Here is a 25,123-nt window from a genome sequence, read left to right on the forward strand (position 1 = left end):
GGGCCCGCCCCATAGACTGGGCCCCATGACCACCGACTTCTCGCCCGTCGACCTCGCGACGGCCCGCGACCGCCTCCGCCAGCTGATCACCGACCTCGCCGTGGTGCGGGGCAAGGTGACGCTCGCCAGCGGCATCGAGGCCGACTACTACGTGGACCTGCGCCGCGTGACCCTCCACCACGAGGCGTCCCGCTACGTGGGCCAGGTGATGCTGGCCCTGCTCGACGAGGCCGGGATCTCCTGCGACGCCGTGGGCGGGCTGACCATGGGCGCGGACCCCGTGGGCCACGCGATCATGCGCACGGCCGGTGACCAGGGTCGGGCGATCGACACGTTCGTGGTCCGCAAGGCCCAGAAGAGCTACGGGATGGGCCGCCAGGTCGAGGGCCCCCCGGTGCGGGGCCGCGACGTCGTCGTGGTGGAGGACACCTCCACCACGGGCGGGTCCGCGCTCACCGCGGTGGAGGCCCTGCAGCGGGCCGGCGCCAACGTGGTGGCCGTGGCGATCATCGTGGACCGGCGGACCGGCGCCAAGGAGCGCATCGAGGAGACCGCGGGCGTGCCGTGCCTCTACGCCTTCACGAAGGACGAGTTCGGGCTTGACTGACCCCGTCGACGAGCCCGGTGCCCCGGCGGTCGGCGTCGGCCCCTGGGAGGGCCCCTGGCCCGAGGGCGGGCAGTGGGACCCGGAGCTGCTCGAGCACGGGGACCGGCGCAACGTCGTCGACGCCTATCGGTACTGGACGATGGACGCCATCGTGGCTGACCTCGACACCCGCCGGCACGGCTTCCACGTGGCCGTGGAGAACTGGCAGCACGACCTCAACATCGGCTCGGTGGTGCGCACCGCCAACGCGTTCCTCGCCCGGGAGGTGCACATCGTGGGCCGGCGGCGCTGGAACCGCCGCGGAGCGATGGTCACCGACAGGTATCAGCACGTGCGCCACCACGCGAGCGTCGAGGAGTTCACGGACTGGGCGCACGCCGAGGGCCTGCCGGTGATCGGGATCGACAACTTCCCCGACTCGCAGCAGCTCGAGACCTACGACCTGCCGGCGCGCTGCGTGCTGGTGCTCGGCCAGGAGGGACCGGGGCTGAGCCCCGAGATGCACGCGGCGGCCGGGACCACCCTGTCCATCGCCCAGTTCGGCTCGACCCGCTCCATCAACGCCTCGGCCGCGGCCGCGGTGGCGATGCACGCCTGGATCCGGCGGCACGTCTTCGGCCAGCCCGTCGCGTGACGGGCGACCCGCGGCGTCCACCCGTCGTCCCCCGGCGCCGGTTTGGCTAGAGTGGGAGCCAGGCCACACCCGAACCGAAGGAGCCAGCATGCCCATCGCAACCCCTGATGTCTACGCCGAGATGATCGACCGGGCCAAGGAGAAGGGTTTCGCCTACCCGGCCATCAACGTCACGTCCTCCCAGACCCTCAACGCCGCCATCCGCGGCTTCGCCGAGGCCGGCTCGGACGGCATCATCCAGGCCTCCACCGGCGGGGCGGCCTACTGGTCCGGCGCCTCCGTGAAGGACATGGTCACCGGCTCGCTCGCGATGGCGGCCTTCGCCCGCGAGGTCGCGAAGAACTACGACGTCAACATCGCCCTGCACACCGACCACTGCCCGCAGGACAAGCTCGAGGGCTTCGTGCTGCCGCTGCTCGAGGAGTCCGAGAAGGCCGTGGCCCGCGGCGAGGACCCCATCTTCCAGTCCCACATGTGGGACGGCTCCGCCATCGAGCTCGACGAGAACCTGAAGATCGCCCAGGAGCTGCTGGCCCGCACCAACAAGGCCAAGATCATCCTCGAGGTCGAGATCGGCGCGGTCGGCGGCGAGGAGGACGGCGTGGAGAACGCGATCAACGAGAAGCTCTACTCCACCGTCGAGGACGGCCTGGCCACGGTCGAGGCCCTCGGCGCCGGCGAGAACGGCCGGTACCTCACCGCCCTGACCTTCGGCAACGTGCACGGCGTGTACAAGCCCGGCGGCGTCAAGCTGCGCCCGGAGCTGCTGCAGCAGATCCAGGAGGAGGTCGGGAAGAAGATCGGCAAGGACCGTCCCTTCGACCTCGTCTTCCACGGCGGCTCCGGCTCCACCGCGCAGGAGATCGCGAACTCCGTGGAGTACGGGGTGGTCAAGATGAACGTGGACACCGACACCCAGTACGCTTTCACCCGCCCGGTCGCCGGGCACATGTTCACCAACTACGACGGTGTGCTCAAGGTCGACGGCGAGGTCGGCAACAAGAAGAAGTACGACCCGCGCGTGTGGGGCGCCCTGGCCGAGGAGCACATGGCCGCCCGCGTGGTCGAGGCCTGCCAGAACCTCGGCTCCGCCGGGACCTCCGTCAAGTAGCGGCTCCACCCCTCCGCGCCCGCCCTGCGCGGCCGCGGCGGGCGACGGCGGCGCCCTGCCCGCGCGGGGCGCCGCCGTCCTCGTCGCGCCCGTCCCCGGCCCCCGCAGTCCCGCAGTTCCGCACTCCCGCGTCCCGAAAGGATCCCGTCCCCCATGAGCCTCACCGGCAAGAACCTGCTCGGCGGCCCCGAGCCCACCTATCTCACCGAGGACCCGGGTCTGACCGAGCGCATCGAGGCGGGCGACGAGGCGGAGGACCTCGCCGCGCGCTTCCCGAAGGCCTCCCTCGCGTGGGCCATGTGCGCCGAGGACGCCCTCGCCGAGGGCCGCACCCTCGAGGGCTACGCCTTCGCCCGCGTGGGCTACCACCGCGGCCTCGACGCCCTGCGCGGCCACGGCTGGAAGGGCCACGGGCCCGTCCCGTTCTCCCACGAGCCCAACCGCGGCTTCCTGCGGGCGCTCGCGGCCCTGGGCCGGGCGGCCGCGGCGATCGGCGAGTTCGACGAGGCCGAGCGCATCCAGAAGTTCCTCAACGACTCGGACCCCACCGCCGCGGAGCAGCTGCAGCGCTGATCCGGCAGGCCGGACGGGCCCGGGGACGGCTGACGTCCCCGGGCCGTCGTCGTGCGCGGTCACGACCGTTGTCGCCCGGCCGGCGGGGTGCCAGCATGGAGGCATGGCAGCCCTGCAGATGCCGATCCCGGAGGGCCCCGGTGTCCACCGCGTGCTCGGTGTCGTGAACCCCTACGACATGGCTCTCGACCGGGAGATGTGGCGGTGGATGCCCGCGCCGACGTCCCTCGCGGTGGCGCGCACCCCGTTCCACCCCATGGTGGTCGACGAGCTCATGGCCGCGCGGATCGGCGACGACGCCGAGATCCGGGCCGCGGCCCGCTCCCTGGCGGCCGTGGCCCCGGAGTCCGTGGTCTACGCCTGCACCTCCGGCAGCTTCGTGCACGGCGGGGAGGGGGCCCGGCGGATCTCCCGGACGATCGCGGAGGAGGCCGGCGTCCCGGCGGTCACCACGTCCGAGGCGCTGCTGGAGGCCCTGGACGTCCTGGGCGTGACGGCCCTCGCGATCGCCACCCCCTACGTCGAGCGGCTCACGCATCGGCTGGAGGACTTCCTCGCGGAGGACGGCAAGGACGTCGTCGCCTGCGCCGGGCTGGGGCTGGACCGGCTCATCTGGCACGTCCCCTACGCCGTGACGGCGGACCTCGTCCGCCGGGCGGACCGGCCGGGGGCCCAGGCCGTGTTCGTGGCGTGCACCAACCTGCCCACCTACGACCTCATCGCGCCCCTCGAGGAGGAGCTGGGCAAGCCGGTGCTGAGCGCCAACCAGGTGACGCTGTGGGCGGGCCTGCGCCGGATGGGCCTCGCCCCGGAGGGCCCGGGGCAGCGCCTGTGCGCCCTGCCGGCCCGGGAGGTCGAGCCGTCCTGACCCGGCCGGCCCGCTCGGTGCCGGGGTCAGGCCCGGAACAGGGCGCCGAGCCGGTCGGCGCGGGCGGGGTGCCCGGCCAGCCGCAGCCCGTGCCACGCCGTCACCTGGTTGGCGGTCAGCACGGGCAGTCCGAGCGCCCGCTCGAGCCCCGGCAGGGCGGTCACCGTGTGCAGGGCCGTGTCCGGGACGAGCAGGCACTCGGCGCCCCGGACGTCGGCGGCGCGTGCGGCCCCGAGCAGCCACTCGGCGTCGAGGCGCCCGGCGTCCTCGCCGCTGGGGACGTCGTGGGCGGACAGCGCCGTGACCGTGATGCCGTCCCCGGCCAGGAAGGCCGTGAAGTGCGCCGCGACGTCCGCCGGATAGGTCGCCGCCACCGCGACCCGGCGGGCCCCCAGGTGCCGGACCGCCGCGGCGAAGGCCCAGGACGTCGAGGAGGCGGGGACCCCGCTCGCCTCGCCCACCCAGTCCGACTGCGCGCGCGCGCCCTCCCGGCCGTGCACGAAGCTGCCCGAGGTGCAGGCCCACAGCACGGCGTCCGGGGCGTGGGCGCGCGCCCGCCGGGCCGCGGGCTCCAGGTGCCGGCGGGAGCCGAGGTCCAGCAGCGCCGCGACGTCGTGCGCCGTGCCGCCCTCCCAGGTGCGCACCACGGGGAAGGCGGCGTCCGGCACGAGGTGCTCCAGCACCTCGTAGTCGTCCTCCGCGCTGTGCCCCGGATAGAGCATGACCACGGTGTGCACGGTCCCGGCACCTCCTTCCCGGCGGGCTTGACCGGATCGACGAAAAGCTTACAGTTTGATTGTCGACAATCGTAGCGTCCGGAGGAGGTCCCGTGCAGGACGTGCTGGAGCTGTCCGCGGTGCAGCTGACGTCGGCCTACGCGGCCGGTGAGCTCTCGCCCGTCGAGGTCGTCGAGGCGACGCTGCGCGCGATCGAGGCCGTGGACCCGGTGCTCAACGCCTTCTGCCTGGTCGAGGGGGACGCGGCGCTGGCGGCCGCCCGGCAGTCGCGGGAGCGCTGGGCCCGCGGCGAGGGGCGCGGGCCGCTGGACGGGGTGCCCACCACCGTCAAGGACCTCCTCCTGGCCCGCGGCCGGCCCACCCTGCGGGGCTCCCTGCTCATCGAGGAGACGGGGCCGTGGGAGGAGGACGCGCCGTCGGTGGCACGTCTGCAGGAGGCCGGCGCGGTGCTCGTCGGCAGGACCACCACCCCGGAGTTCGGCTGGAAGGGCGTCACGGACAGCCCCCGCACCGGTGTCACGGTCAACCCCTGGGACACCGCCCGGACCGCGGGCGGCTCCTCGGGCGGCTCGGCCGCCGCGGTGGCGGCCCGGCTCGGCGCCCTGTCGGTCGGCACCGACGGCGGAGGGTCCGTGCGCATCCCCGCCTCCTTCTGCGGGATCGTCGGGCTCAAGCCCACCTACGGGCTGGTGCCCCTGTACCCGGCGAGCCCCTTCGGCACGCTGGCCCACGCCGGGCCGATGACCCGCACCGTGGCCGACACCGCCGCGATGCTCGACGTCCTGTCCGGGTACGACCCCCGCGACTGGTCGGCGCTGCCGACCCCCACCGGGAGCTTCCTCGGGCGGCTGGCCGGCCCGGAGCGGGCGGCCGGCCTGTGCGTGGCCTTCAGCCCGGACCTGGGCTACGGCACCAACGACCCCGAGGTCGAGCGCGCCGTCCGGGCGGCCGTCGGGGTGCTGGCGGACCTCGGCGCGTCGGTCGAGGAGGTGGAGCTGGGCGAGGAGGACCCGGCGTGGGCCTACCACGTGCTCTGGTTCAGCGGCGCGGCGTCCGTGGTGGCCGGCTACGGCCCGGGCGCGCGCGAGCGGATCGACCCCTCCCTGCGCGCCGCGCTCGAGCGGCACCAGGGCTTCAGCGCCCAGGACTACCTCGACGCCACGGCCTGCCGCATGGCCTGGGGCCGCCGGATGGGGCTGCTGCACGAGCGCTACGACGTCCTCGTCACGCCCACGCTGCCCCGGACGGCCTTCGAGGCCGGCACGGACGTCCCGGCCGGGTCCCCGAGCCCGGACTGGACCAGCTGGACGCCCTACTCCTACCCCTTCAACCTCACCCAGCAGCCCGCGATCACCGTCCCGTGCGGGCTCACGGGGGAGGGCCTGCCCGTCGGCCTGCAGATCGTGGGGCCGCGCCACGGCGACCAGCGGGTGCTCGACGTCGCGGCCGCCTACGAGGCCGCCGCCGGCCGGGATCCGCTGCGCCCGCCGCTCGCCGCCCGGTCCTCCGCCGCCGTCGCCGAAGGGAGCACCCCGTGACCCGCTACCTCACCGTCACCCTGGAGCGGCGCGCCGTCACGGCCCGTGCCCGCCTCCTCGACCGCGAGGCCCCGCGGACCGCCGAGGCCGTGTGGCAGGCGCTGCCGCTGGCCGGGCAGGTCTTCCACGGGAAGTTCGCCCGCAACGAGATCTACGCGCTGGTCCCGGGGTTCGCCCCCGAGGAGCCGGGGCCCGAGAACCAGACGGTGACGCCGATCCCGGGGGACCTCTGCTACTTCAGCTTCGACGGGGTGCTCGAGAACCCGGCCTACGGCTACGACGCCTCCTCCGGGACCTCGGAGCACCGGCTGCTCATCGACCTCGCGGTCTTCTACGGGCGCAACAACCTGCTGCTCAACGGCGACGTGGGCTGGGTGCCGGGCAACGTCTTCGCCACGATCGAGGACGGCCTCGACGACCTGGCCGCCGCGTGCCAGGACGTGTGGATGGGCGGGGCGCGCGGGGAGACCCTGCGGTTCGCCCGCGCGGAGGGGCCCTGAGCCGGCGCCGTGGCGCGAACTAGGATGGATCCTCGGTCCGGGCGCCCGCCCCGGGCCGTGCAACAGATGGAGAGCAGCATGGCAGCCCGGTCGACCCTTCCTCCCGTGGTCCAGGAGTCGACCCCTGCGCTCATCGCCAGGATCCTGCGGGAGGCCATCGCGGACGGGCGCTTCCCGCCCGGGAGCCAGCTCGTGGAGCAGGAGCTGGCCCGGGAGCTCAACGTGAGCCGCGGGCCGCTGCGCGAGGCCATGCAGCGCCTCACGCAGGAGGGCCTGCTCGTGGGCCACCGCAACCGCGGCCTGTTCGTGATGGAGCTGACCGAGGACGCGGTCCGGGACATGTACCTCGCCCGGGAGGCCGTGGAGTGCGCGGCCGTGCGCCGGATCGTGGCCACGGGCACGGGGCCCCGGGCCGCCGAGGCCCTGGCCGTGCCGCTGGCCGCGATGCGGGAGGCCGCCCCGGAGCCGAACGGGCACGAGATGTCGGAGGCGGACCTGCACTTCCACGAGCTGCTCGTGGAGCTCGCGGGCAGCCCCCGGCTGCTCAGCATGCACCGGACGCTGCTCACCCAGATCCGGATGTCCCTGACCGGCATGCAGGGGACCTACGAGTCCGCCGACGCCCGCCTCCGGGAGCACGCCGAGATCGTGGCGGCGCTGGACGCGGGGGACGCGGACCGGGCGGACGGGCTGCTGCGGGCGCACATGCAGGACGGCCTCGAGCGGGTGCTGGGCGCCTGAGCGGTCACCGGGGCGTGCCCCGGGCCCAGGAGCGTCCCGGTCAGGGCGCGCCGGGATCCTCGCCCCGGCCGGGACCGTCACCGGGACCGTCACCGCGGTCCTCGGCTCTTCGTTGCTCGCCGTTGCGGGGCGGCTCACCGTTCCGGGGCTGCTCACCGTGGCGCGGCCCTGGGCCGCTGCGGGTGCCCGGGCCGCTGCGGGTTCGCCGGCCGCTGCGGGTCCCCGTGCCGCTGCGGCGGCCGGGCCCGCGCGGGCGCCACGTGGGTCGGGGCCAGTCCCGCTTGGGCAGGCGCACGTTCCACTCGCCCGCCCCGGGCAGCCGCCACCCCCGCCGCCGGGCCACCACGGTGACGGCGGCGGCCGTGAGGATCGCCGCGGCCATGCCCCAGTTGGGGTAGCCCAGGCCGTGCAGCACGGCCATCTCGGCGCTGGCGATCACCGCGCCCGTGGCGTAGAGGGTGTTGCCGCCGAAGATCATCGGCACGCGCCCCACCGCGATGTCGCGGATCATCCCGCCGCCCACCGCGGTGATCACGCCGATCATGACGGCCGGCAGCCAGGTCAGGCCCACGTCGAGGGCCTTCCCGGTGCCCGTGGCCGCCCAGCAGCCCACGGCCAGGGCGTCGGCCACGACCAGCACGCGGTTGGTCCACTTGCCCTGGAGCTGCAGGAAGAAGGCGACCGCGGCCCCGGCGATCGCCGTGATGAGGTACGCGGGGTTCGTCAGGGCCACGGGGAAGCCGACCTGCAGCAGGGTGTCGCGCAGCAGGCCCCCGCCGAGCGCCGAGACGACGGCCAGGAACAGGAAGCCCACGGGGTCCATCTTCAGCTGGCGCGCCACCGCACCGCCCAGGATGCCGTTGGTCAGCACACCGAGCAGGTCCACGACGTCGAAGGCCATGCTCGGGTCGAGGTCCTGCACCGCCACCACGTCCACGCCCACCTCCTCCACGGCCCACCGACGCCCGAGAGTAGCACCCGGCCCCCGCGCCCCTGCCGGCGGGGACCGCGTCCCCGGAGGCGCTGCTCCGGCGGGCCGCGGATCGGGGAGAGGCAGGTCACAATGGCGCGACATCCCGGTGATCCGCCAGAATGAGCGGCAAGAGCTGAGCCGACGCCGGGTGAGGCCCCTGCGGAAGGTGGTGTCGGCTCATGAGCGGAGTGTTCCGGCACGAGCTCACGGTCACGGACCCGCTGGTCCTGGCGGCCCTGGGGGAGCGGACCGGGATGCGCTTCGGGTACAGCACCGAGGACCCGCACTTCTCGTACTCGCTGTCCCGGGCCGGGGACGAGCACGTCGCCGTGTCCACGGTGCACGTGGGCGGCGCGATGTCCTTCTGGGGGGACACCGAGGTCTTCACGGTCGCGCACGTGCGCGGTGCCCGGTACGACTGGCAGATCCGCGACGAGTCCGGGGCCGCCGCCGGCGGGTCCTCGGTGCTGTTCCGCCCCGAGCACCCGTCGCTGGTGGTGGCCCAGGACGTGGACGTCACCCTGGTGCACCTGCCGGTGGAGCTGGTGCAGGAGACCGCGGACACCGTCTACGGGACGAGGACCCCGGTCGCCTTCGCCGCCGCCACCTCGGGGAGCGACCGGCTGGGGCAGTACTGGTCGGGCCTGGCCCGCTACGGGGCCGGTGTCCTGGCCTCGGGGGCCTTCGCCGAGCCGCTGGTCCGCGCCGAGCTCACCCGACATTTCGTGGTGGGGCTGCTCGAGTGCTTCCCGCTGACGGGGGACCCCGACGAGCGCTGTCTGTCCATGGAGGCCCAGACGCGCCGCTACCGCCTCGCGGTGCAGTTCCTCGACGACCGCGCCTCGGACCCGGTGACCGTCGAGGACGCCGCCCGGGCGGCGGGGACGACCACGGCGGCCCTCGTGCGCGCCTTCCGGGCCAATCACCCGCTGGGGCTGACCCCCGCCCAGTACCTGCGGCGGATCCGGCTGGACGCCGCCCACCGCGACCTGGCGGCCGGGGACCCCGGGGCGGGGGACACCGTGAAGGAGATCGCCGCCCGCTGGGGCTTCAGTCACCCGGGCCGCTTCGCCCGGGACTACCGGCAGCTCTACGGCACCACTCCGCGCCGCACCCTCGACCACTGAGCTGCACCGGCCCGGGACGCGGCCCGTGGCGGGGCCCGCCGCTCAGCCCGCGAGCTCCGCCCGGGCGAGGTCCAGGGCGCGGGCCAGGCGCTGCACGCCCACCTCCGTGCGCTCGGGGCTCGTGGACGCGAAGCACAGCCGGAAGGCGTCCTGGAACCGGCCCGAGGGGGACAGCGCGGGGCCGGGGATGAAGGCGACGCCCTCGGCGAGCGCGATCTCGAACAGGCGGGGAGTGGCCACGGCCGCGTCCTCGCCCTGCAGGGTCACCCACAGGAAGAACCCGCCCTCGGGGTCGGTCGTGACCACCCGGGAGCCCAGGTGGCGGGCGATCGAGGCGTCCATGGCCTGCTTGCGCCGCCGGTACTCCGTGCGCAGTCCGGTCAGGTGGTCGTCGTAGCCGCCCTGGCGCACGAACCGCTCCACGATGTGCTGGGCGGGCACGTTCGTGCACGTGTCCATGGCCTGCTTGCCCGCGATCAGCAGCCTGCGCAGCCGCGGGTCCGCGTCCACCCAGCCCACGCGCAGCCCGGGGGCGAGGACCTTGGAGAAGGTCCGCACCGAGAACACGAGCGGGTCGTCCGGGCTGATCTCCCGGAAGCCGGGGACGTCCTCGCCGGCGAAGCGCAGGCCCCCGTACGGGTCGTCGTCGATGATCACGGACCCCCACCGGTGGGCCAGCTCCAGCAGGCGCCGCCGGCGCGGCTCGCTGAGCGTGGTGCCGGAGGGGTTCTGGAAGTTCGGGATCGTGTAGACGGCCCGCGGGGTGCGCCCGGTCTCGGCGACCAGCGTCTCGAGCGCGTCCACGTCCATGCCGTCCCGGTCGACGGGGACCTCGAGGACGTCGGCGCCGTAGCTCAGGGCGGTCCCGGAGCCGTTCGTGTACGTGGGGGACTCGACCACCACGAGGTCCCCGGGGTCCACGAAGAGCTTGAACGCGAGGTCGAGGCCCTGCATGCCGCCGGAGGTGATGACGAGCCGCTCGGGCCGGGTCGGCTCCGGGGTCGTGGAGTGGTGGGCCACGACGGTCTCCAGCAGGCCGGGCTCGCCCTCCGTGGCCCCGTAGGTGAACGAGCTGTCGTCGAGGACCTCGGCGGCGATCCGCCGGAACTCCTCCGTGGGGATCACCTCGGCGGCCGGGGCGCCCATCGCGAAGCGGACGATGTCGTGGGACTGGGCGGCGAGCAGGGACGTCGAGGAGTCGATGACCGAGCCCACGAGCCCGTCGGCCCGGCGGGCCAGGGGCAGCAGGCCCCGGTCGGGGTCGCCGCCCACGCCCGCGGTGGGCTTGGTGAGCAGGCTGTCGACGGTGGTGAGGGACGTGGCGGTGGTGGTCATGGGATCACTTCCTGATGAGGGCGCGGGGGAAGGAGGTCAGGGCCTCCGTCCCGGTGGCGGTGATGCGGATCGTCTCGGAGACCTCGTAGCCGTACCCGGTCATCCACATGCCGCAGATGAGGTGGAACGTCATGTTCTCGGCGAGCACGCTCTCGTCCTCCGAGCGGATGCTGATGGTGCGCTCGCCCCAGTCGGGGGGATAGCCGATGCCCACGGAGTAGCCGAGCCGGCTGGGCTTCTCGAGCCCGAACTCCGCGAGCGCCCAGTTCCAGGTGCTCGCGAGCTCGCGCACCGGGACGCCGGCGGCGGTGACGTCGAGCACGGCCTCCAGCCCGGAGGCGACGGCCTCCTCCAGCAGGCCCAGCTCGGCCGTGGGCGGGCCGAGCATGACCGTGCGGGCCAGCGGCACGTGGTAGCGCCGGTGCACCCCGGCGAGCTCCACCACCACGGCGTCGCCCTCCTGCAGCACCCGGTCCGACCACGTGAGGTGCGGGGTGTCGGCGGAGGCCCCGGTGGGCAGCATGGGGACCATGGCCGGGAAGTCGCCCCACGCGTCGCCGACCCCCTCGACCTGGGCCCGGGAGATCTGCGCCGCGACGCGGTACTGCGGGACCCCGGGCTCGATCGCGTCGATCGCGGCCTGCATCGCCGCCGTGGTGACACGGGCCGCCGTGCGCAGGTACTGGATCTCCGCCGGGGACTTCACGGCGCGCACCCAGTTCACGATGTCGAAGGCGTCCACGAGGGTCCACTCGGGGAGGGCGTTGACGAGCGAGCGGTAGCCCTTGGGGGAGAAGAAGTGGGAGTCCATCTCCAGGCCCACGCAGCCCCGGGCGGCCGGGGCGACCTGGCCGCGGCGGCGCAGGGCGAAGGCCACCCAGTCGAACGGGTGCAGGTGCGGCCGGTGCACGTAGCGCTCGGGGTAGCCGACGATCTGCTCGGGGTGCAGCCGGGCGGTGCGGAACGCGCCGTTGGCGTCCATCTCCCGCAGGAACAGCAGCAGCTCGCCCTCCGCGGGCACGAACAGCAGCTGCGGGGTGTAGAAGGACCAGGCGTCGTAGCCCGTCAGGTAGAACATGTTCCCGGGGTCGGTCACGATGAGCCCGCTCAGGCCCTGCTCCGTCATCTTCTCCCGCACCGCGCGCAGCCGGGCGGCGTACTCCTCGTCCGCGAACAGCGCGGGACGGACCTCCGGATCCGGCCGGGCCCCGCCGGCCGCGCGCCCGTCGGGCAGGGCCCCGCCGGCCACGGGGGCATCGGTTACAGCGGCTCCGGTCACGGCGGCATCGGTCACGGTCTCATCGGCCACGGGGCACCGCCGTGTACTTCGTCTCGAGGAACTCCTCGATCCCCACTCGGCCCCCCTCGCGCCCGAGGCCCGAGGCCTTGACCCCGCCGAAGGGCGCCGCCGGGTTGGAGACCAGGCCCGTGTTGACCCCCACCATGCCGACCTCGAGGGCCTCGCTCACGCGGAAGCTGCGGTCCACGTCGCGGGTGAAGAGGTAGCCCACGAGCCCCCACGGGGTGTCGTTGGCCCACCCGAGCACCTGCTCCTCGGAGTCGAACGGCACCACGGGCGCCACCGGCCCGAAGATCTCCTGGGACATGAGCTCGGCCTCGGGGCTGACCCCGGACAGGACGGTGGGCGCGTAGAACCAGCCCCTGCCCCCGGGCCGGCGGCCCCCGCACAGCACGCTCGCGCCGCGGGTCAGGGCGTCGTCGACCAGCTCCTCCACCTTGGCCAGGGCCTTCTCCTCGACGAGGGGGCCCACCTGGGTGCCCTCGGCCACGCCGTGGCCCACGGTGAGGGAGCCCATGCGCTCGGCGAGGCGGGCGGAGAACTCCTCCGCCACGGAGCGGTGCACGAACAGGCGGTTGGCCGCGGTGCAGGCCTCGCCCATGTTGCGCATCTTGGCGGTCATCGCGGCCTCGACCGCCACGTCGAGGTCGGCGTCCTCGAACACGATGAAGGGGGCGTTGCCGCCCAGCTCCATGGACGAGCGCATGACGTGCTGGGCGGCCTGCTCGAGCAGGCGGACCCCCACCTCGGTGGAGCCGGTGAAGGAGACCTTGCGGGCGATCCCCGAGGACATCCAGGGCCCGACCACGGAGGAGGCCTTCGAGGTGCACACGACGTTGAGCACCCCCGCCGGGAGGCCGGCCTCCACCAGGACGTCCACGAGCGCGAGGGAGGACAGCGGGGTGAGGTTGGCGGGCTTGAAGACCATCGTGCAGCCGGCCGCGACGGCCGGGCCGATCTTGCGGGTGCCCATGGCCAGCGGGAAGTTCCACGGGGTGACCAGCACGCAGGGCCCCACGGGCTCCTTGGACACCAGGATCCGGGTCCTGCCGTCGCCCGAGACGGTCATGTCCCCGCCGATCCGCACGGCCTCCTCGGAGAACCAGCGGAAGAACTCGGCGGCGTAGGCCACCTCCCCGCGGGCCTCGGCCAGGGGCTTGCCCATCTCCGTGGACATCACCAGCGCGAGCTCGTCCTGGCGGGCCATGATCAGGTCGTAGGAGCGGCGCAGGATCTCCCCGCGCTCGCGGGGCGCGGTCCGCCCCCACTCCTTCTGGGCTCGCCCGGCGGCCTCGATCGCCCGGGCGGCGTCCTCGGGCCCGCCGTCCGCGACCGTGGCGACGACCTCCTCGGTGGCGGGGTCCACCACGTCGAAGCGGCGGCCGGAGGCGGCCTCGGTCCAGGCGCCGTCGATGAAGACCCCGGTGCTGACCCCGGCGACGGCGTCCCGGGACCGGCGCAGGACGTCGGCGGAGGCGGTGGTGGGGGCGGCGGAGGTCGTCACGGGGTGTCCTTCCGGTCGGGGTCGGTGCGCGGGCCCGCAGGCTCGGCGGGGCGCGGGTCGAGGAGCTGGGCGAGGTGCCGGCCGGGCCGGTCGGGGCGCAGGTGGCGGACCTGCTCGTGGCACGAGAACCCGTCGGTGAGCACGGGCACGGAGTCCTCCGTCTCCCGCAGGGCCGGGGCCAGGGCCTGTTCGGCCACGGCGAGGCTGACCTCGTAGTGGGCGGCCTCGAAGCCGAAGTTCCCGGCCACTCCGCAGCAGCCGGTGGCCTCCCGGACCTCCCCGACACCGGCCGCGGCCAGCGCCCTGCGCTGGGTCGCGGCGCCGAAGGCGGAGTACTCGTGGCAGTGGGTCTGGACCACCACGGACGGGGGCAGCGGGGTGCCGGGGACGGGCAGCGCGCCGTCCCGGGCGAGCTCGGCGACGTGCTCGGCGAAGCTGCGCACCCGGGCCGCCACCCGGCGTGCCGCGTCCGTGGGCACGAGCCCGGGCAGGTCGTGGCGCAGGGCGGCCGCGCAGGAGGGCTCGACGACGACGACGGGGCGCGCGGAGCCGTCGTCGAGCGCCGCGACCGTGCGGCGCAGGACCTTCTGCGCCGTGCCGAGCTGGCCGGTCGAGATCCACGTCAGCGCGCAGCAGGCGTCGGGGGCGCACTCGACGGGGCGCCCGGACCCGGCGAGGACGCGGGCCGCGGCACCGGCCACCTCCGGCCGGAAGCCGCGGGTGAAGCTGTCCACGAACAGGACCGTCTCGCCCGTGCCCGCCCCCGGGCGGGCCACCCCGGCGCCGGCGACCTGGCGGATCCAGTCGGCCGCCCCGGCGAAGCGCGGCAGCGGGCGCTCGGGGGTCAGCCCTGCCGCCCGCATCCCCGCCCGCAGCAGGGGACGAGTGGCGGGGCGGTCGCGCAGCGCCGCGTTGAGCAGCCGGGCGAACCGGCCGGTGAGCCCGAGCCACTGGGGCAGCCGGCCGAGGCTGTAGTGGCTGAAGGGCCGAAGCCGCCCCCGGTAGAAGTGGTCGAAGAACTCGGACTTGTACGTGGCCATGTCCACGCCGGCCGGGCAGTCGGTGGCGCACGCCTTGCAGGACAGGCACAGGTCGAGGACCTCGCGCACGTCCCGGGACCGCCACCCCGTCTCCTGGTCGGGGGCCGAGCGGACCATCTCCTGGAGCACGCGGGCCCGCCCGCGCGTGGAGTCCCGCTCGTCCAGGGTGGCCCGGTAGCTGGGGCACATCACCCCGCCCGTGTCCGCGCGGCAGCGGCCCACCCCGATGCACCCCTGCACGGCGTGCACGAAGGGGTCCTGGCGGTCCTCCCCGGCGCGCAGCTCCCCGAGCGGGAAGGAGGTCCGCCACTGCCGCTGCGGCACGCCCTCGAGGGCGAGGTCCGCGGTGAGCGCGGCCGGGTCGACGAGCACGCCGGGGTTGAGCAGCCCGTGCGGGTCCCAGGCCCGCTTCACGGCGGCGAAGGCGCCCAGCACGCGCGGGGAGTACATGAGGCCCAGCAGCTCCGAGCGGGCCCGGCCGTCCCCGTGCTCCCCGGAGAGGGACCCGCCGTGGGCGACGACGAGCCGCGCGGCGCCCTGCGTGAAGGCGCGGAACACGGCCCGCCCCTCCTCGGAGCGCAGGTCGTAGGTGATCCGGATGTGCAGGCACCCGGCGCCGAAGTGGCCGTAGACCACGCCGTCGAGGCCGTGCTCCCCGAGCAGGGCCCGGAGCTCGGCCAGGTAGCCGGCGAGCCGCTCGGGGGCCACGGCGGAGTCCTCCCAGCCGGGCCAGGACTCGCTGCGCTCCAGGGCGGCGTCCGGGGCCAGGCGCGAGGAGAGCCCCGCCCCGTCCTCGCGCACGCGCCACAGGGAGGTCCGCTCGACCGGGTCCGGCACGGTCCGGCCGTCGAGGGCGTGGCCCTCGCGCAGCAGCCGCTCGAGCAGGGCCTCGGCGCGCTGGGCCACCTCGGCGGGATCGTCCCCGTCGAGGTCCACGTAGAGCCAGGCGCCGCCGCGGGGCATCGCCGCGACCGCGTCCGCGCCCCGGCGCCACCGCATCGTGGCGACGATCTTGTCGTCGATCCCCTCGACCGCGGCCGGCTGCTCCTCGAGCAGGATCGGCACGTCCCGGGCCGCCGCGACCACGTCCTCGTAGCCGAGGCACAGCAGCAGCGCGCTGCGGGGGCGGGGCACCAGGCGCATGCGGGCCCCCACCACCACGGCGAGCGTGCCCTCCGAGCCCACGAGGGCGCGGGCGACGTCGAAGCCGCGCTCGGGCAGCAGGTGCTGGAGGTGGTAGCCGGAGACCTGCCGCGGGATCCGGCCCAGCTCCACGCGCAGCTCGGCCAGGTGGGCGGCGGCCACCTCCTGCAGGGCCCCGGCGAGCTCTCCGGCCCGCCGGGCGGAGAGCTCGTCCGCCGGATCGGTGGCGCGCAGCCCGCCGGGCCCGGCGGTGAGCAGGGCGCCGTCGGCGGTGACGAGGTCGAGCTCCACGGTGTGGTCGCTCGTGCGCCCGTAGCGCACCGAGTGGTTGCCGCAGGCGTCGTTGCCGACCGACCCGCCCACCGTGGCGCGGGTGCGGGAGGACGGGTCCGGGGCGAAGGTGAGCCGCCCGTCCGTGCGCCGCTCCACCTCGCGGGCGAGCACGGAGAGCACCGCGCCGGCCTCGACGTCCACGGTCAGGGCGTCCTCGTCCACGGCGCCGATCCGGCGCAGGTGCCGGGACAGGTCGAGGACGAGCCCCGGGCCCACGGCGTTGCCGGCCATCGAGGTGCCCCCGCCCCGGCTGGTCACCGGCACGTCCAGGTCCCGGCACACGGACAGCGCCGCGGCCACGTCCGCCGCGGAGCGGGGGAAGACCACCGCCCGGGGGCGCACCCGGTAGTTGGACGCGTCGTAGGCGTACTCCGCGAGCCGGCGGGAGCCGGTGTCGGCGTCGAGGCCGGCCGCGCGCAGGCGCCGGCCCAGCTCGCCGTCGTCCGGGGCTCCCGGAGCGGGCGGCGCGCCCACCGGTCCGCCGCGGCGGACCGGGAAGGGCAGGGCGGCGGTGCTCATGCGCTCGCCGCCGACCCGACGAGGGCCTCGGCCAGGGCCGCCTCGAAGCGCTCGAGGCCCGTGCGGATCTCCTCCTCGGAGACCACCAGGGCGGGGATCAGGCGGACCACGTTGCCGGCCGGCCCGCAGGTCAGGGTGAGCAGCCCGTGGCGGGTGGTGGTCTGCTGCACGGCCAGGGCAGCGGCGGCGTCGGGGGAGCCGTCCTCCTTCGCGAACTCGATGCCCTGCATCAGCCCGCGGCCCCGGACGTCGCTGATCCCGGGGTGCCGCTGCTGCAGGGGCAGCAGCCCGGCCTGCAGCTGGTCCCCGCGCAGCCGCGCGTTCTCCACGAGGCCCTCGTCCCGCACCACGTCCAGGGTGGCGCAGCCCGCCGCGGCGGCCACGGCGTTGCCCCCGTAGGTCCCGCCCTGCGAGCCGGGCCAGCCCCGCTCCATGAGCGCGGTCGGCGCCGCGATCGCGGAGATCGGGAAGCCCGAGGCGAGGCCCTTCGCGGTGATCAGCACGTCCGGGACCACGTCCGCGAACTGGTGGCCCCAGAAGCGCCCGGTCCGGCCCACCCCCGCCTGCACCTCGTCCAGGACCAGCAGGATCCCGTGCCGGTCCGCCCGCTCCCGCAGCCCCTCGAGGAAGGCCGGCGGGGTGGGCAGGTAGCCGCCGTCGCCGAGCACGGGCTCGATGAGGAAGGCCGCGGTGTCCTGGGGCGCCGTCCGGGTCACCAGCAGGTAGTCCAGCTCGCGCAGGGCGAAGTCCACGGCCGTGCGCTCGTCCCACCCGTAGCGGTGGGCGTAGGGGAACGGGGCCATGTGCACCCCGCCCATCAGCGGGGAGAACCCAGCGGAGAACCGCGTGCCCGCGGTGGTGAGGGTCGCCGCGGCCACCGTGCGGCCGTGGAAGCCGCCCTGGAAGACCACGATGTTGGGCCGGCCCGTGGCCATCCGGGCCAGCCGCACGGAGGCCTCGACCGCCTCGGAGCCCGAGTTGGCGTAGAACACGGAGTCCAGCCCCGGGGGCAGGACCTCGCCGAGCTTGTCGGTGAGCTCGAGCAGCGGCGGGTGCATCACGGTCGTGTACTGGGCGTGGATCACCCGCCCGACCTGCTCCCGGGCCGCCTCGACCACCCGGGGGTGGCAGTGGCCCGTGCTGGTCACCCCGATCCCGGTGGTGAAGTCCAGGTAGTCCCGTCCGTCGGTGCCGTGGATCCAGCACCCCCGGGCGGAGTCGACGACGACCGGGGTCGCCTGCTTCAGGAGCGGACTCAGTGAGGTCATGGCTCATCATGGGAACAGCCCGCGCAGATTGTCAACAATCGGACCGGCCCGTAGGGTGGCCGCATGAGCACCGTGCGCGAGCCTCCCCGTGTCGTCGTGCTGACCGCCGACGGCACACCACCGCCCGCCAACGAGACCGCCCTCCGGGAGCTCGCCGACGTCACCGTGGTGACGCGCGAGGGGCTCGCCGAGGCCCTCGCGGGGAGCGGCGGGCGGCGCCCGGCGGAGGTGCTGCTCCTGTGGGACTTCTTCTCGGACGCGCTCGCCGAGGCGTGGGACGCCGCGGCGGGACTGCGCTGGGTGCACGTCGCGGCGGCCGGCGTGGACGCCATGCTGTTCCCGGGGCTGCGGACCTCCGAGGTCCTGCTGACCAACGCCCACGGGGTCTTCGACCGTCCCATCGCGGAGTTCGTCCTCGCCGCGGTCCTCGCCCAGGACAAGCAGCTGCACCGCAGCCGGGCCCTGCAGCACGAGCACCGGTGGGTGCACCGCGAGCTGCGGCGCACCCGGGGCTCCACGGCCCTCGTGGTGGGCACCGGGGGGATCGGCCGCGAGACCGCCCGCCTGCTGCGGGCCGTGGGGATGGACGTCCGCGGCGCCGGGCGCACGGCCCGGGCGGGAGACCCCGACCTCGGGACCGTGGTCCCCGCCGCGGAGCTCGCCGAGCACGTGGGGTGGGCCGACCACGTGGTGCTGGCCGCGCCCCTGACCGAGCAGACGCGCGGGCTCGTGGGCCCCCGGGTGCTCGCGGCGATGGCCCCGCACGCGCACCTCGTGAACGTGGCCCGCGGCGCACTGGTGGACGAGGACGCCCTGCGGGAGGCCCTCCGGGCGGGACGTCCGGCCGCGGCGACCCTGGACGTCTTCGACACGGAGCCCCTCCCGCCCGGTCACCCCTTCTGGGACATGGACAATGTGCACGTGTCCGCGCACATGTGCGGGGACGTGGAGGGGTGGCGGGACGAGCTCGCCGCCCAGTTCGAGGAGAACCTCCGGCGCTGGACGGCCGGGGAGCCGCTGGTCAACCAGGTCGACAAGGACGCCGGCTACGTCCGCTCCCCGTGACGGGGCGGGGCCCGCGGCGACGGCGCCGCGGACCCCGGGGGCGCAGCGCCACGACGAGAGGAGAGCGCAGACCATGCGCGTAGCAGTGCCGAGAGAGATCAAGCCGGCCGAGCAGCGGGTGGGCCTCGTGCCCGCCGGGGTGACCCAGCTCGTGCGGGACGGCCACGAGGTCCTCGTGGAGACCGGCGCGGGGGTGGGCTCGGGTTTCGACGACGACGCCTACGCCGCCGCGGGGGCCGAGGTGGTCGACCGGTCCACCGTGTGGGAGCGGGCGGAGCTGCTGGTCAAGGTGAAGGAGCCGGTGGCCGAGGAGTACGGCTTCCTGCGCCCCGACCTCACGCTCTTCGCCTACCTGCACCTGGCCGCCGACCGGCCGCTGACCGAGGCGCTGCTCGAGGCCGGCACCACCGCCGTGGCCTTCGAGACCGTGCGCTCCGGCCGCGCGCTGCCCCTGCTCCAGCCCATGTCCGAGATCGCCGGCCGGCTCGCCGCGCAGTCCGCCGCCCACCACCTGCAGTCCAACGCCGGCGGACCCGGTCTGCTGATGGGCGGGGTCCCCGGCGTCGCCGCGGCCAGGGTCGTGGTGATCGGCGGCGGGGCCGTGGGCACCCAGGCCGCCCTCATGGCCTCCGGGCTGATGGCCGACGTCACGGTGCTGGACGCCAACGGCGTGCGGATCCGCGAGCTCACCGACCTGCTCGGGCACCGGGCCCGCGTGCTCATGAGCGACGAGCACGTGCTGGAGGAGGAGATCTCCGGCGCGGACGTCGTGATCGGGGCCGTCCTCGTCCCGGGGGCGGCCGCGCCCAAGCTCGTGCGCCGCGAGCACCTCGGGGTCCTGCACGACCACGCGCTGCTCGTGGACGTCGCCATCGACCAGGGCGGGTGCTTCGAGACCTCCCACCCGACCACCTACGACGACCCGACGTTCGAGGTGGACGGCATCACCCACTACTGCGTGGCGAACATGCCCGGCGCGGTGCCGCGCACCGCGACCCGAGCCCTCGCCAACGCCACCACACCCTATCTCCGGCGCCTCGCCCGGGGCCCGGAGCAGGCCCTGGCCGAGGACCCGGAGTTCGCCGCCGGGCTCAACACGGCCGCCGGGAGCATCCGGCACGCCGGGGTGGCGGAGGCCTTCGCGGACCTGCCGGCGCAGCTGGACTGAGCCGGCCCGGCCCGGCCGCGGCCCGGCCGCGGCTCAGTCCGTGGCGGGGGAGTCCGCGGCGAGCAGGCGGAGCAGCCGTTCCAGCTCGATCCGGTCCGCCGGGTCCAGGCGGGCGAAGTACTCCTCGGACTCCCGGCGCCGGTCCTCCCGCACCGTCCCGCGCAGCTCGGCGCCGCGCGCGGTGAGGGCCACCAGCGTGGCGCGCCGGTCCGAGGGGTCCGGGACCCGCTCCACGAGCCCCTTTCCCTCGAGCAGGTCCACCACCTCGGTGGCGGACCGCGGGGCGATGCGCAGGGCCTCGGCGAGGTCCTTCACGCGCAGGGTGCCGGACCCGTCGTCGTGCCGGCAGGTCCCGGCCCGGTCGTGCCGGTGCACCCCGGCGTGCCCGGCCAGGGCGTCGAGCGCCCGGAACTGGTGCGGGGTCAGCCCGAAGGGGGCCAGCTGCTCGGCCCACCGGCGGCGCAGCCGGCGGAAGACGGCGTGCAGCAGGTCGCCCAGGCGGGCCGGATCCGGATCGTCGTGCGGCATGGGGCCATCCTAGCGCCATTGCGGGTTGCCTCATAGAGAGGTAACCTCCTTGATAGTTCCCCGAGGAGGTCCCCATGACGACGACCCACCGCACCGGGCGGGTGCGCGCCCCGGCGCACGGCGGCGGGGACGCCCCGGCCGCAGGACTCGCCGGTCCGCCGGGTGCCGGCAGCGGCATCACCGGGGGCACCGGCGGCGGGGGCGGGCGCCCCGCTCGCCTGGACCCCGCGGACCGGGAGCAGCTCGCCCGACACCCCGTCAGCCCACGCAGGATCGCGGCCCTGTTCGCCCCGCACCGGAGGACGATCGCGCTCGTCGTCGTGCTCATCACCGCGTCCTCGGTCGTCAACCTCGCCCAGCCGTTCCTGGTCCGGGGCGTCATCGACGACGCCCTGCCGCACGGCGACACCCGGCTGCTGCTGGCGCTGACGGCCTCGATGGTGGGGGTCGCGGCGGTGACCTCCGTGATCGGCGTGGTCCAGACCTGGCTGGCCACCGCGATGGGGCAGCGGGTCATGCACGCGCTGCGCGTGCAGCTCTTCACCCACCTGCAGGCCCAGTCCCTCGGGTTCTTCACCCGGACCCGGGGCGGGGAGGTGCAGTCGCGGCTCACGCACGACATCGCCGGGATGCAGTCCGTGGTCACCAGCTCCGCCACGGGGGTGGCCTCCAACCTCACGACCGTCGTGGCGACGGCCGTGGCGATGGTGGCGCTGTCCCCGGCGATGAGCCTCATCTCCCTGCTGATGCTGCCGCCGGCCGTCTGGCTGTCCCGCCGCGTGGCGCTGATCCGCCGGGACGTCACCGACGAGCGCCAGCGGGAGCTCGCCGCGCTGCACACCCAGGTCGAGGAGGGCCTGTCCGTCTCGGGGGTCCGGCTCGCCAAGACCCTGGGCACCACCGGGCGGGACGCGGACCGCTTCACCGAGCGCTCCGACCGGCTCGTGGGCCTGGAGCTGCGCAGCCAGCTGGCCGGGCGCTGGCGGATGGCAACCATGCAGATCGTCTTCGCCGCCATCCCCGCCGTGATCTACCTGGCCGCCGGGTTCCCGGCCACCGGCGGCGGGATGACCATCGGCACCGTGGTGGCGTTCACCGCGCTCCAGGGGGCCGTCTTCCGGCCCGTGATGGGCCTGCTGAACATCGGCGTGCAGTGGGTGACCGCGCTGGCCTTCTTCAGCCGCATCTTCGAGTACCTCGACCTCGAGCCGCAGATCGTCCCGCCCGCCGCCCCCGTGCGGTTGGACCCGGCCGGCGTGCGCGGCGAGGTCCGGTTCGAGGGCGTGCGCTACGCCTACGAGGACGGCGCCGAGGTCCTGCACGACGTCGACCTGGTGCTGCCGGCGGGCACCACCACGGCGGTCGTCGGGCCCACCGGCTCGGGGAAGAGCACCCTCGGCTCCCTGCTCCCGCGGCTCAACGACGTCACGAGGGGGCGGGTGACCATCGACGGCGTCGACGTGCGGGACGTCCGTCCGGCGGACCTCGCGCGGATCGTGGGCGTCGTCTCCCAGGAGACCTACCTGGTCCACGCCACGGTGCGCGAGAACCTGCTGCTCGCCGACCCGGACGCCTCCGAGGCGGAGCTGTGGCGCGCCCTGGGCGCCGCGCGCATCGCCGACACCGTCGCCGGGCTGCCGGACGGGCTGGACACCCTGGTCGGCGCCCGGGGGCACCGCTTCTCCGGCGGGGAGCAGCAGCGCCTGGCCATCGCGCGGACCGTGCTGCGCAATCCGCCCGTGCTGGTCCTGGACGAGGCCACCAGCGCCCTGGACAACACCACCGAGGCGCAGGTCCAGGAGGCCCTCGACCGGCTCGCCGCGGACCGCACCACCCTGACCATCGCCCACCGGCTCTCCACGGTCGAGAACGCCGACCAGGTGGTGGTCCTCGCCGGAGGCCGCGTCGTCGAGCGGGGCGCCCCGCGGGAGCTGCGCGGGGCCGGCGGCCCGTTCGCGCTGCTGGCCGCCCGGACGGACCCGGACCGCGCCACCGCCGCACCGGCCGGCGGGCCCGCCACCCGCTGACCCGCGGGGCCCGCACGACCACGAGGAGTCGTGGTCGTGCGGGCTCCTGCGGGCCGACCGGTGCGCCGGGGGTCAGCCGCGCTCGCCGTGCTGGACGAGCAGCGGCAGGCCCGCGGGCTGCGCCACGCGCTCGCGCGCGGTCCGGGCCGCCGCCACGAGGTGCTCCAGCGACGCCCTGGTCTCCGCGTAGCCGCGGGTCTTCAGGCCGCAGTCCGGGTTGACCCACAGGGTCCGCGCCGGGACGTGCTCGAGGGCCCGCTCGAGCAGCTGCTCGATCTCCTCCTGGGCGGGCACGCGCGGGGAGTGGATGTCCCACACGCCCGGGCCGATGCCCCGGGAGAAGCCGGCGGCCTCGAGGTCGGTCAGCACCTCCATCCGGGACCGGGCCGCCTCGATGCTCGTGACGTCGGCGTCCAGGGCGTCGATCGCCCCGACCACCTCGCCGAACTCCGAGTAGCACAGGTGGGTGTGGATCTGGGTCCCGTCCCGCACCCCTGAGGTGGCCAGGCGGAAGGCGTCCACCGACCAGCCCAGGTAGGCGGGCTGGTCCGCGCGGCGCAGCGGCAGCAGCTCCCGCAGCGCCGGCTCGTCCACCTGGATGATCCCGATCCCGGCGGCCTCGAGGTCCGCGACCTCGTCCCGCAGCGCGAGCGCCACCTGGTTCGCGGTCTCTGCGAGCGGCTGGTCGTCGCGCACGAAGGACCACGCGAGGATCGTGACCGGGCCCGTCAGCATGCCCTTGACCGGCTTGTCGGTGAGGGACTGGGCGTGGCCGATCCACGGGACCGTGAACGCCTCGCCGCGCAGGCCCTCGCCCTCCCGGCTGACGTCGCCCCACAGGATCGAGGGGCGGGTGCAGCGGGAGCCGTAGGACTGCACCCAGCCGTGCACGGTGGTCGCGAAGCCGTCGAGGTGCTCCGCGAAGTACTGCACCATGTCGTTGCGCTCGGCCTCGCCGTGCACCAGCACGTCCAGGCCCAGCTCCTCCTGCAGCCGCACGACCCGCTCGATCTCCTCGCGCAGGAAGGCGTCGTACTCGGCGTCCGGAAGGGTCCCGGCCCGGTGCCGGGCGCGGGCGGCGCGGACCTCGGGCGTCTGGGGGAAGGAGCCGATCGTGGTGGTGGGCAGCGGGGGGAGGGGCCCGGACGCCGTGAAGGACCGGCCCTCCTGCGCGGCCCGGCGGACCTCCGCGGGCGCGCGTCCGATGTCGGCGGCGGTCAGCGCCCCGGCGCGCTCCCGCACGGCCGTGTCGCGGACCCCCGCGGCCGTCTCCCGGCTGCGCCGGGCCTCGGCCGCCTCGGCCAGCTGCTCCGCGACCGCCTCCGCCCCGGCGGCGAGACCGCGGGCCAGGGTGACGACCTCGCCGACCTTCTGGTCGGCGAAGGCGAGCCAGCTGCGCAGCAGGGGATCCAGTCCGGTCTCTTCGGCCACGTCGTGCGGGACGTGGAACAGGTTCGTGGAGGAGGCCACGGACACCTGGACTCCGCCGCGGACCAGCGCCCCGAGCTGGTCGAGCCGGCCGGCCAGGTCGGCCCGCCACACGTTGTGCCCGTCGACGGCCCCGGCCACGAGCACGGCGGAGTCCTCCCCCTGGAAGAGCTCCAGCTCCTCGGGGGTCGGCGCCGCGCCCTCGACGAGGTCGAGGTGCAGGGCCTCGACGCCGGAGCAGGCCAGGGGGTGCAGCAGCGGCCCGGGCGAGCCGTAGGAGGTGGTGACGAACAGCTGCGGGCGCCGGGGCACGGCGGACAGGGCCGTGTAGGCGTCCCACACGGACGCGGCGAGCTGCTCGGCCGGGACGTGCTGGTCCGCCACGAGCGCCGGCTCCTCCAGCTGCACCCAGTCCGCGCCGGCCGCGGCCAGCTCGCCCAGCAGCTCCGCGTACACCGGCAGCAGCTCGGGGAGCCGCTGCAGCGGGTCGAAGCCCGCGGGGGCGTCGTCGTCGGCCTTGGCGAGGAGGAGGAAGGACACGGGGCCCACGAGGACCGGGCGGACGGTGAAGCCGTGCGCCGCGGCGCGGCGGACGTCCGCCACGAGCCGGTCGGCGGTGGCGCGGAACGGGGTGTCCGGGCCGATCTCCGGCACGAGGTAGTGGTAGTTGGTGTCGAACCACTTGGTGAGCTCGAGCGGGGGGCGACCGGCGTCCCCCCGGGCGAGCACGAAGCTCGCGTCGAGGTCGAGCCGGCCCTCGGCGTCGGAGAGGTCGGCGAAGCGGGACGGGACCGCCCCGAGGGCCACGGTGGTGTCCAGCACCTGGTCGTAGAGGGGGAACGCCGCGGGCAGGGACGAGTCCTGGCCGCCGAGGCCCAGCTCCACGAGCCGGCGGTGGGTGGCCAGCTGCAGCTCGGCGGCCGTCGACTCGAGCTCCTCGCGGGTCGAGCGCCCGGCCCAGTAGGCCTCGAGGGCCTTCTTCAGCTCGCGGCGGCGGCCGATCCGGGGATAGCCGGTGATGGTGGCGGCGGGGAACGGGACGGTGCTCATGGGAAT

At 75.2% G+C, this 25,123-nt stretch carries 21 protein-coding genes; 12 read left to right on the forward strand and 9 right to left on the reverse strand.

Going from position 1 to position 25,123, the window contains the following annotated elements:
• The first annotated feature begins 25 nt into the window (after nt 1–25).
• The 5 genes from pyrE to RCG67_RS15290 all read left to right on the forward strand — a co-directional run bounded on the left by pyrE (nt 26) and on the right by RCG67_RS15290 (nt 3,793).
• Complete coding sequence (gene pyrE / locus RCG67_RS15270) at nt 26–607, forward strand: orotate phosphoribosyltransferase (protein ID WP_368827492.1); 582 nt, start codon at nt 26–28, stop codon at nt 605–607.
• The gene (locus tag RCG67_RS15275; protein WP_368827494.1) at nt 600–1,241 is read left to right on the forward strand and encodes a TrmH family RNA methyltransferase; all 642 of its coding nucleotides are present in this window, start codon (nt 600–602) and stop codon (nt 1,239–1,241) included. Before pyrE ends, RCG67_RS15275 begins: the two co-directional genes overlap by 8 nt.
• An 88-nt stretch (nt 1,242–1,329) precedes the next feature.
• Nucleotides 1,330–2,352, forward strand: coding sequence for a class II fructose-bisphosphate aldolase (gene fbaA / locus RCG67_RS15280; protein ID WP_058875479.1), 1,023 nt, complete (start codon nt 1,330–1,332; stop codon nt 2,350–2,352).
• 153 nt (nt 2,353–2,505) lie between these two features.
• Entirely contained in the window at nt 2,506–2,925 is a 420-nt protein-coding gene (locus RCG67_RS15285; protein WP_368797973.1) for a DUF3151 domain-containing protein, read from the forward strand.
• Between the two features lie 103 nt (nt 2,926–3,028).
• Nucleotides 3,029–3,793: a maleate cis-trans isomerase family protein gene (locus tag RCG67_RS15290; RefSeq protein WP_368827496.1), complete on the forward strand. Its 765-nt coding sequence runs from the start codon at nt 3,029–3,031 to the stop codon at nt 3,791–3,793.
• 26 nt (nt 3,794–3,819) lie between these two features.
• Here the strand turns inward: RCG67_RS15290 and RCG67_RS15295 are convergent, their stop codons facing one another.
• Nucleotides 3,820–4,530, reverse strand: a complete 711-nt coding sequence (locus tag RCG67_RS15295; protein ID WP_368827497.1) for a maleate cis-trans isomerase family protein — start codon at nt 4,528–4,530, stop codon at nt 3,820–3,822.
• 92 nt (nt 4,531–4,622) lie between these two features.
• On the opposite strand from RCG67_RS15295, the gene RCG67_RS15300 reads away from it, so the two are divergent.
• From RCG67_RS15300 to RCG67_RS15310, 3 genes are all read left to right on the forward strand, one after another.
• Nucleotides 4,623–6,068: an amidase gene (locus RCG67_RS15300; protein ID WP_368827499.1), complete on the forward strand. Its 1,446-nt coding sequence runs from the start codon at nt 4,623–4,625 to the stop codon at nt 6,066–6,068.
• On the forward strand, nt 6,065–6,568 hold the full coding sequence (locus RCG67_RS15305) for a DUF3830 family protein (RefSeq protein WP_368827500.1): 504 nt from the start codon (nt 6,065–6,067) through the stop codon (nt 6,566–6,568). The genes RCG67_RS15300 and RCG67_RS15305 overlap by 4 nt, the downstream gene beginning before the upstream one ends.
• Nucleotides 6,569–6,646: 78 nt before the next feature.
• Nucleotides 6,647–7,309, forward strand: coding sequence for a GntR family transcriptional regulator (locus RCG67_RS15310; protein WP_368827502.1), 663 nt, complete (start codon nt 6,647–6,649; stop codon nt 7,307–7,309).
• A gap of 40 nt (nt 7,310–7,349) precedes the next feature.
• On the opposite strand, the gene RCG67_RS15315 is transcribed toward RCG67_RS15310, so the two are convergent.
• On the reverse strand, nt 7,350–8,246 hold the full coding sequence (locus tag RCG67_RS15315; RefSeq protein WP_368827504.1) for a trimeric intracellular cation channel family protein: 897 nt from the start codon (nt 8,244–8,246) through the stop codon (nt 7,350–7,352).
• Nucleotides 8,247–8,461: 215 nt separating this feature from the next.
• Here RCG67_RS15315 and RCG67_RS15320 point away from each other — a divergent pair, with 215 nt between their 5' ends.
• Nucleotides 8,462–9,409, forward strand: a complete 948-nt coding sequence (locus tag RCG67_RS15320) for a helix-turn-helix transcriptional regulator (RefSeq protein WP_368827506.1) — start codon at nt 8,462–8,464, stop codon at nt 9,407–9,409.
• 42 nt (nt 9,410–9,451) lie between these two features.
• Here the strand turns inward: RCG67_RS15320 and RCG67_RS15325 are convergent, their stop codons facing one another.
• The 5 genes from RCG67_RS15325 to RCG67_RS15345 all read right to left on the reverse strand — a co-directional run bounded on the left by RCG67_RS15325 (nt 9,452) and on the right by RCG67_RS15345 (nt 17,851).
• Nucleotides 9,452–10,744, reverse strand: a complete 1,293-nt coding sequence (locus RCG67_RS15325) for an aminotransferase-like domain-containing protein (RefSeq protein WP_368827508.1) — start codon at nt 10,742–10,744, stop codon at nt 9,452–9,454.
• 4 nt (nt 10,745–10,748) lie between these two features.
• Complete coding sequence (locus tag RCG67_RS15330) at nt 10,749–11,978, reverse strand: M24 family metallopeptidase (protein ID WP_368827578.1); 1,230 nt, start codon at nt 11,976–11,978, stop codon at nt 10,749–10,751.
• 64 nt (nt 11,979–12,042) lie between these two features.
• The gene (locus RCG67_RS15335; protein ID WP_368827509.1) at nt 12,043–13,548 is read right to left on the reverse strand and encodes an NAD-dependent succinate-semialdehyde dehydrogenase; all 1,506 of its coding nucleotides are present in this window, start codon (nt 13,546–13,548) and stop codon (nt 12,043–12,045) included.
• Nucleotides 13,545–16,583, reverse strand: a complete 3,039-nt coding sequence (locus tag RCG67_RS15340) for an FAD-binding and (Fe-S)-binding domain-containing protein (RefSeq protein WP_368827510.1) — start codon at nt 16,581–16,583, stop codon at nt 13,545–13,547. The genes RCG67_RS15335 and RCG67_RS15340 overlap by 4 nt, the downstream gene beginning before the upstream one ends.
• Nucleotides 16,580–17,851: an aspartate aminotransferase family protein gene (locus tag RCG67_RS15345; protein ID WP_368827511.1), complete on the reverse strand. Its 1,272-nt coding sequence runs from the start codon at nt 17,849–17,851 to the stop codon at nt 16,580–16,582. Before RCG67_RS15345 ends, RCG67_RS15340 begins: the two co-directional genes overlap by 4 nt.
• 63 nt (nt 17,852–17,914) lie before the next feature.
• Here RCG67_RS15345 and RCG67_RS15350 point away from each other — a divergent pair, with 63 nt between their 5' ends.
• Both RCG67_RS15350 and ald read left to right on the forward strand, forming a co-directional pair.
• Nucleotides 17,915–18,916 carry a D-2-hydroxyacid dehydrogenase gene (locus RCG67_RS15350; RefSeq protein WP_368827512.1) on the forward strand — a complete coding sequence of 334 codons (1,002 nt, stop codon included), beginning with the start codon at nt 17,915–17,917 and terminating at the stop codon, nt 18,914–18,916.
• 73 nt (nt 18,917–18,989) lie between these two features.
• Nucleotides 18,990–20,084 (forward strand): alanine dehydrogenase, encoded by a 1,095-nt coding sequence (gene ald / locus RCG67_RS15355; RefSeq protein WP_368827514.1) that lies wholly within the window; start codon nt 18,990–18,992, stop codon nt 20,082–20,084.
• A gap of 33 nt (nt 20,085–20,117) precedes the next feature.
• Here ald and RCG67_RS15360 read toward each other — a convergent pair whose 3' ends face one another.
• Nucleotides 20,118–20,612: a MarR family winged helix-turn-helix transcriptional regulator gene (locus RCG67_RS15360; RefSeq protein ID WP_368827516.1), complete on the reverse strand. Its 495-nt coding sequence runs from the start codon at nt 20,610–20,612 to the stop codon at nt 20,118–20,120.
• A 74-nt stretch (nt 20,613–20,686) separates the two neighbouring features.
• Between RCG67_RS15360 and RCG67_RS15365 the strand changes: the two genes are divergently transcribed.
• Nucleotides 20,687–22,639, forward strand: coding sequence for an ABC transporter ATP-binding protein (locus RCG67_RS15365; protein WP_368827518.1), 1,953 nt, complete (start codon nt 20,687–20,689; stop codon nt 22,637–22,639).
• Nucleotides 22,640–22,711: 72 nt separating this feature from the next.
• Here RCG67_RS15365 and metE read toward each other — a convergent pair whose 3' ends face one another.
• Entirely contained in the window at nt 22,712–25,117 is a 2,406-nt protein-coding gene (metE, locus tag RCG67_RS15370) for a 5-methyltetrahydropteroyltriglutamate--homocysteine S-methyltransferase (RefSeq protein WP_368827519.1), read from the reverse strand.
• Nucleotides 25,118–25,123 lie beyond the last annotated feature (6 nt).

The sequence above is a fragment of the Kocuria cellulosilytica genome, from assembly GCF_040981245.1.
GTDB classification, from domain to species: Bacteria; Actinomycetota; Actinomycetes; order Actinomycetales; family Micrococcaceae; genus Kocuria; species Kocuria cellulosilytica.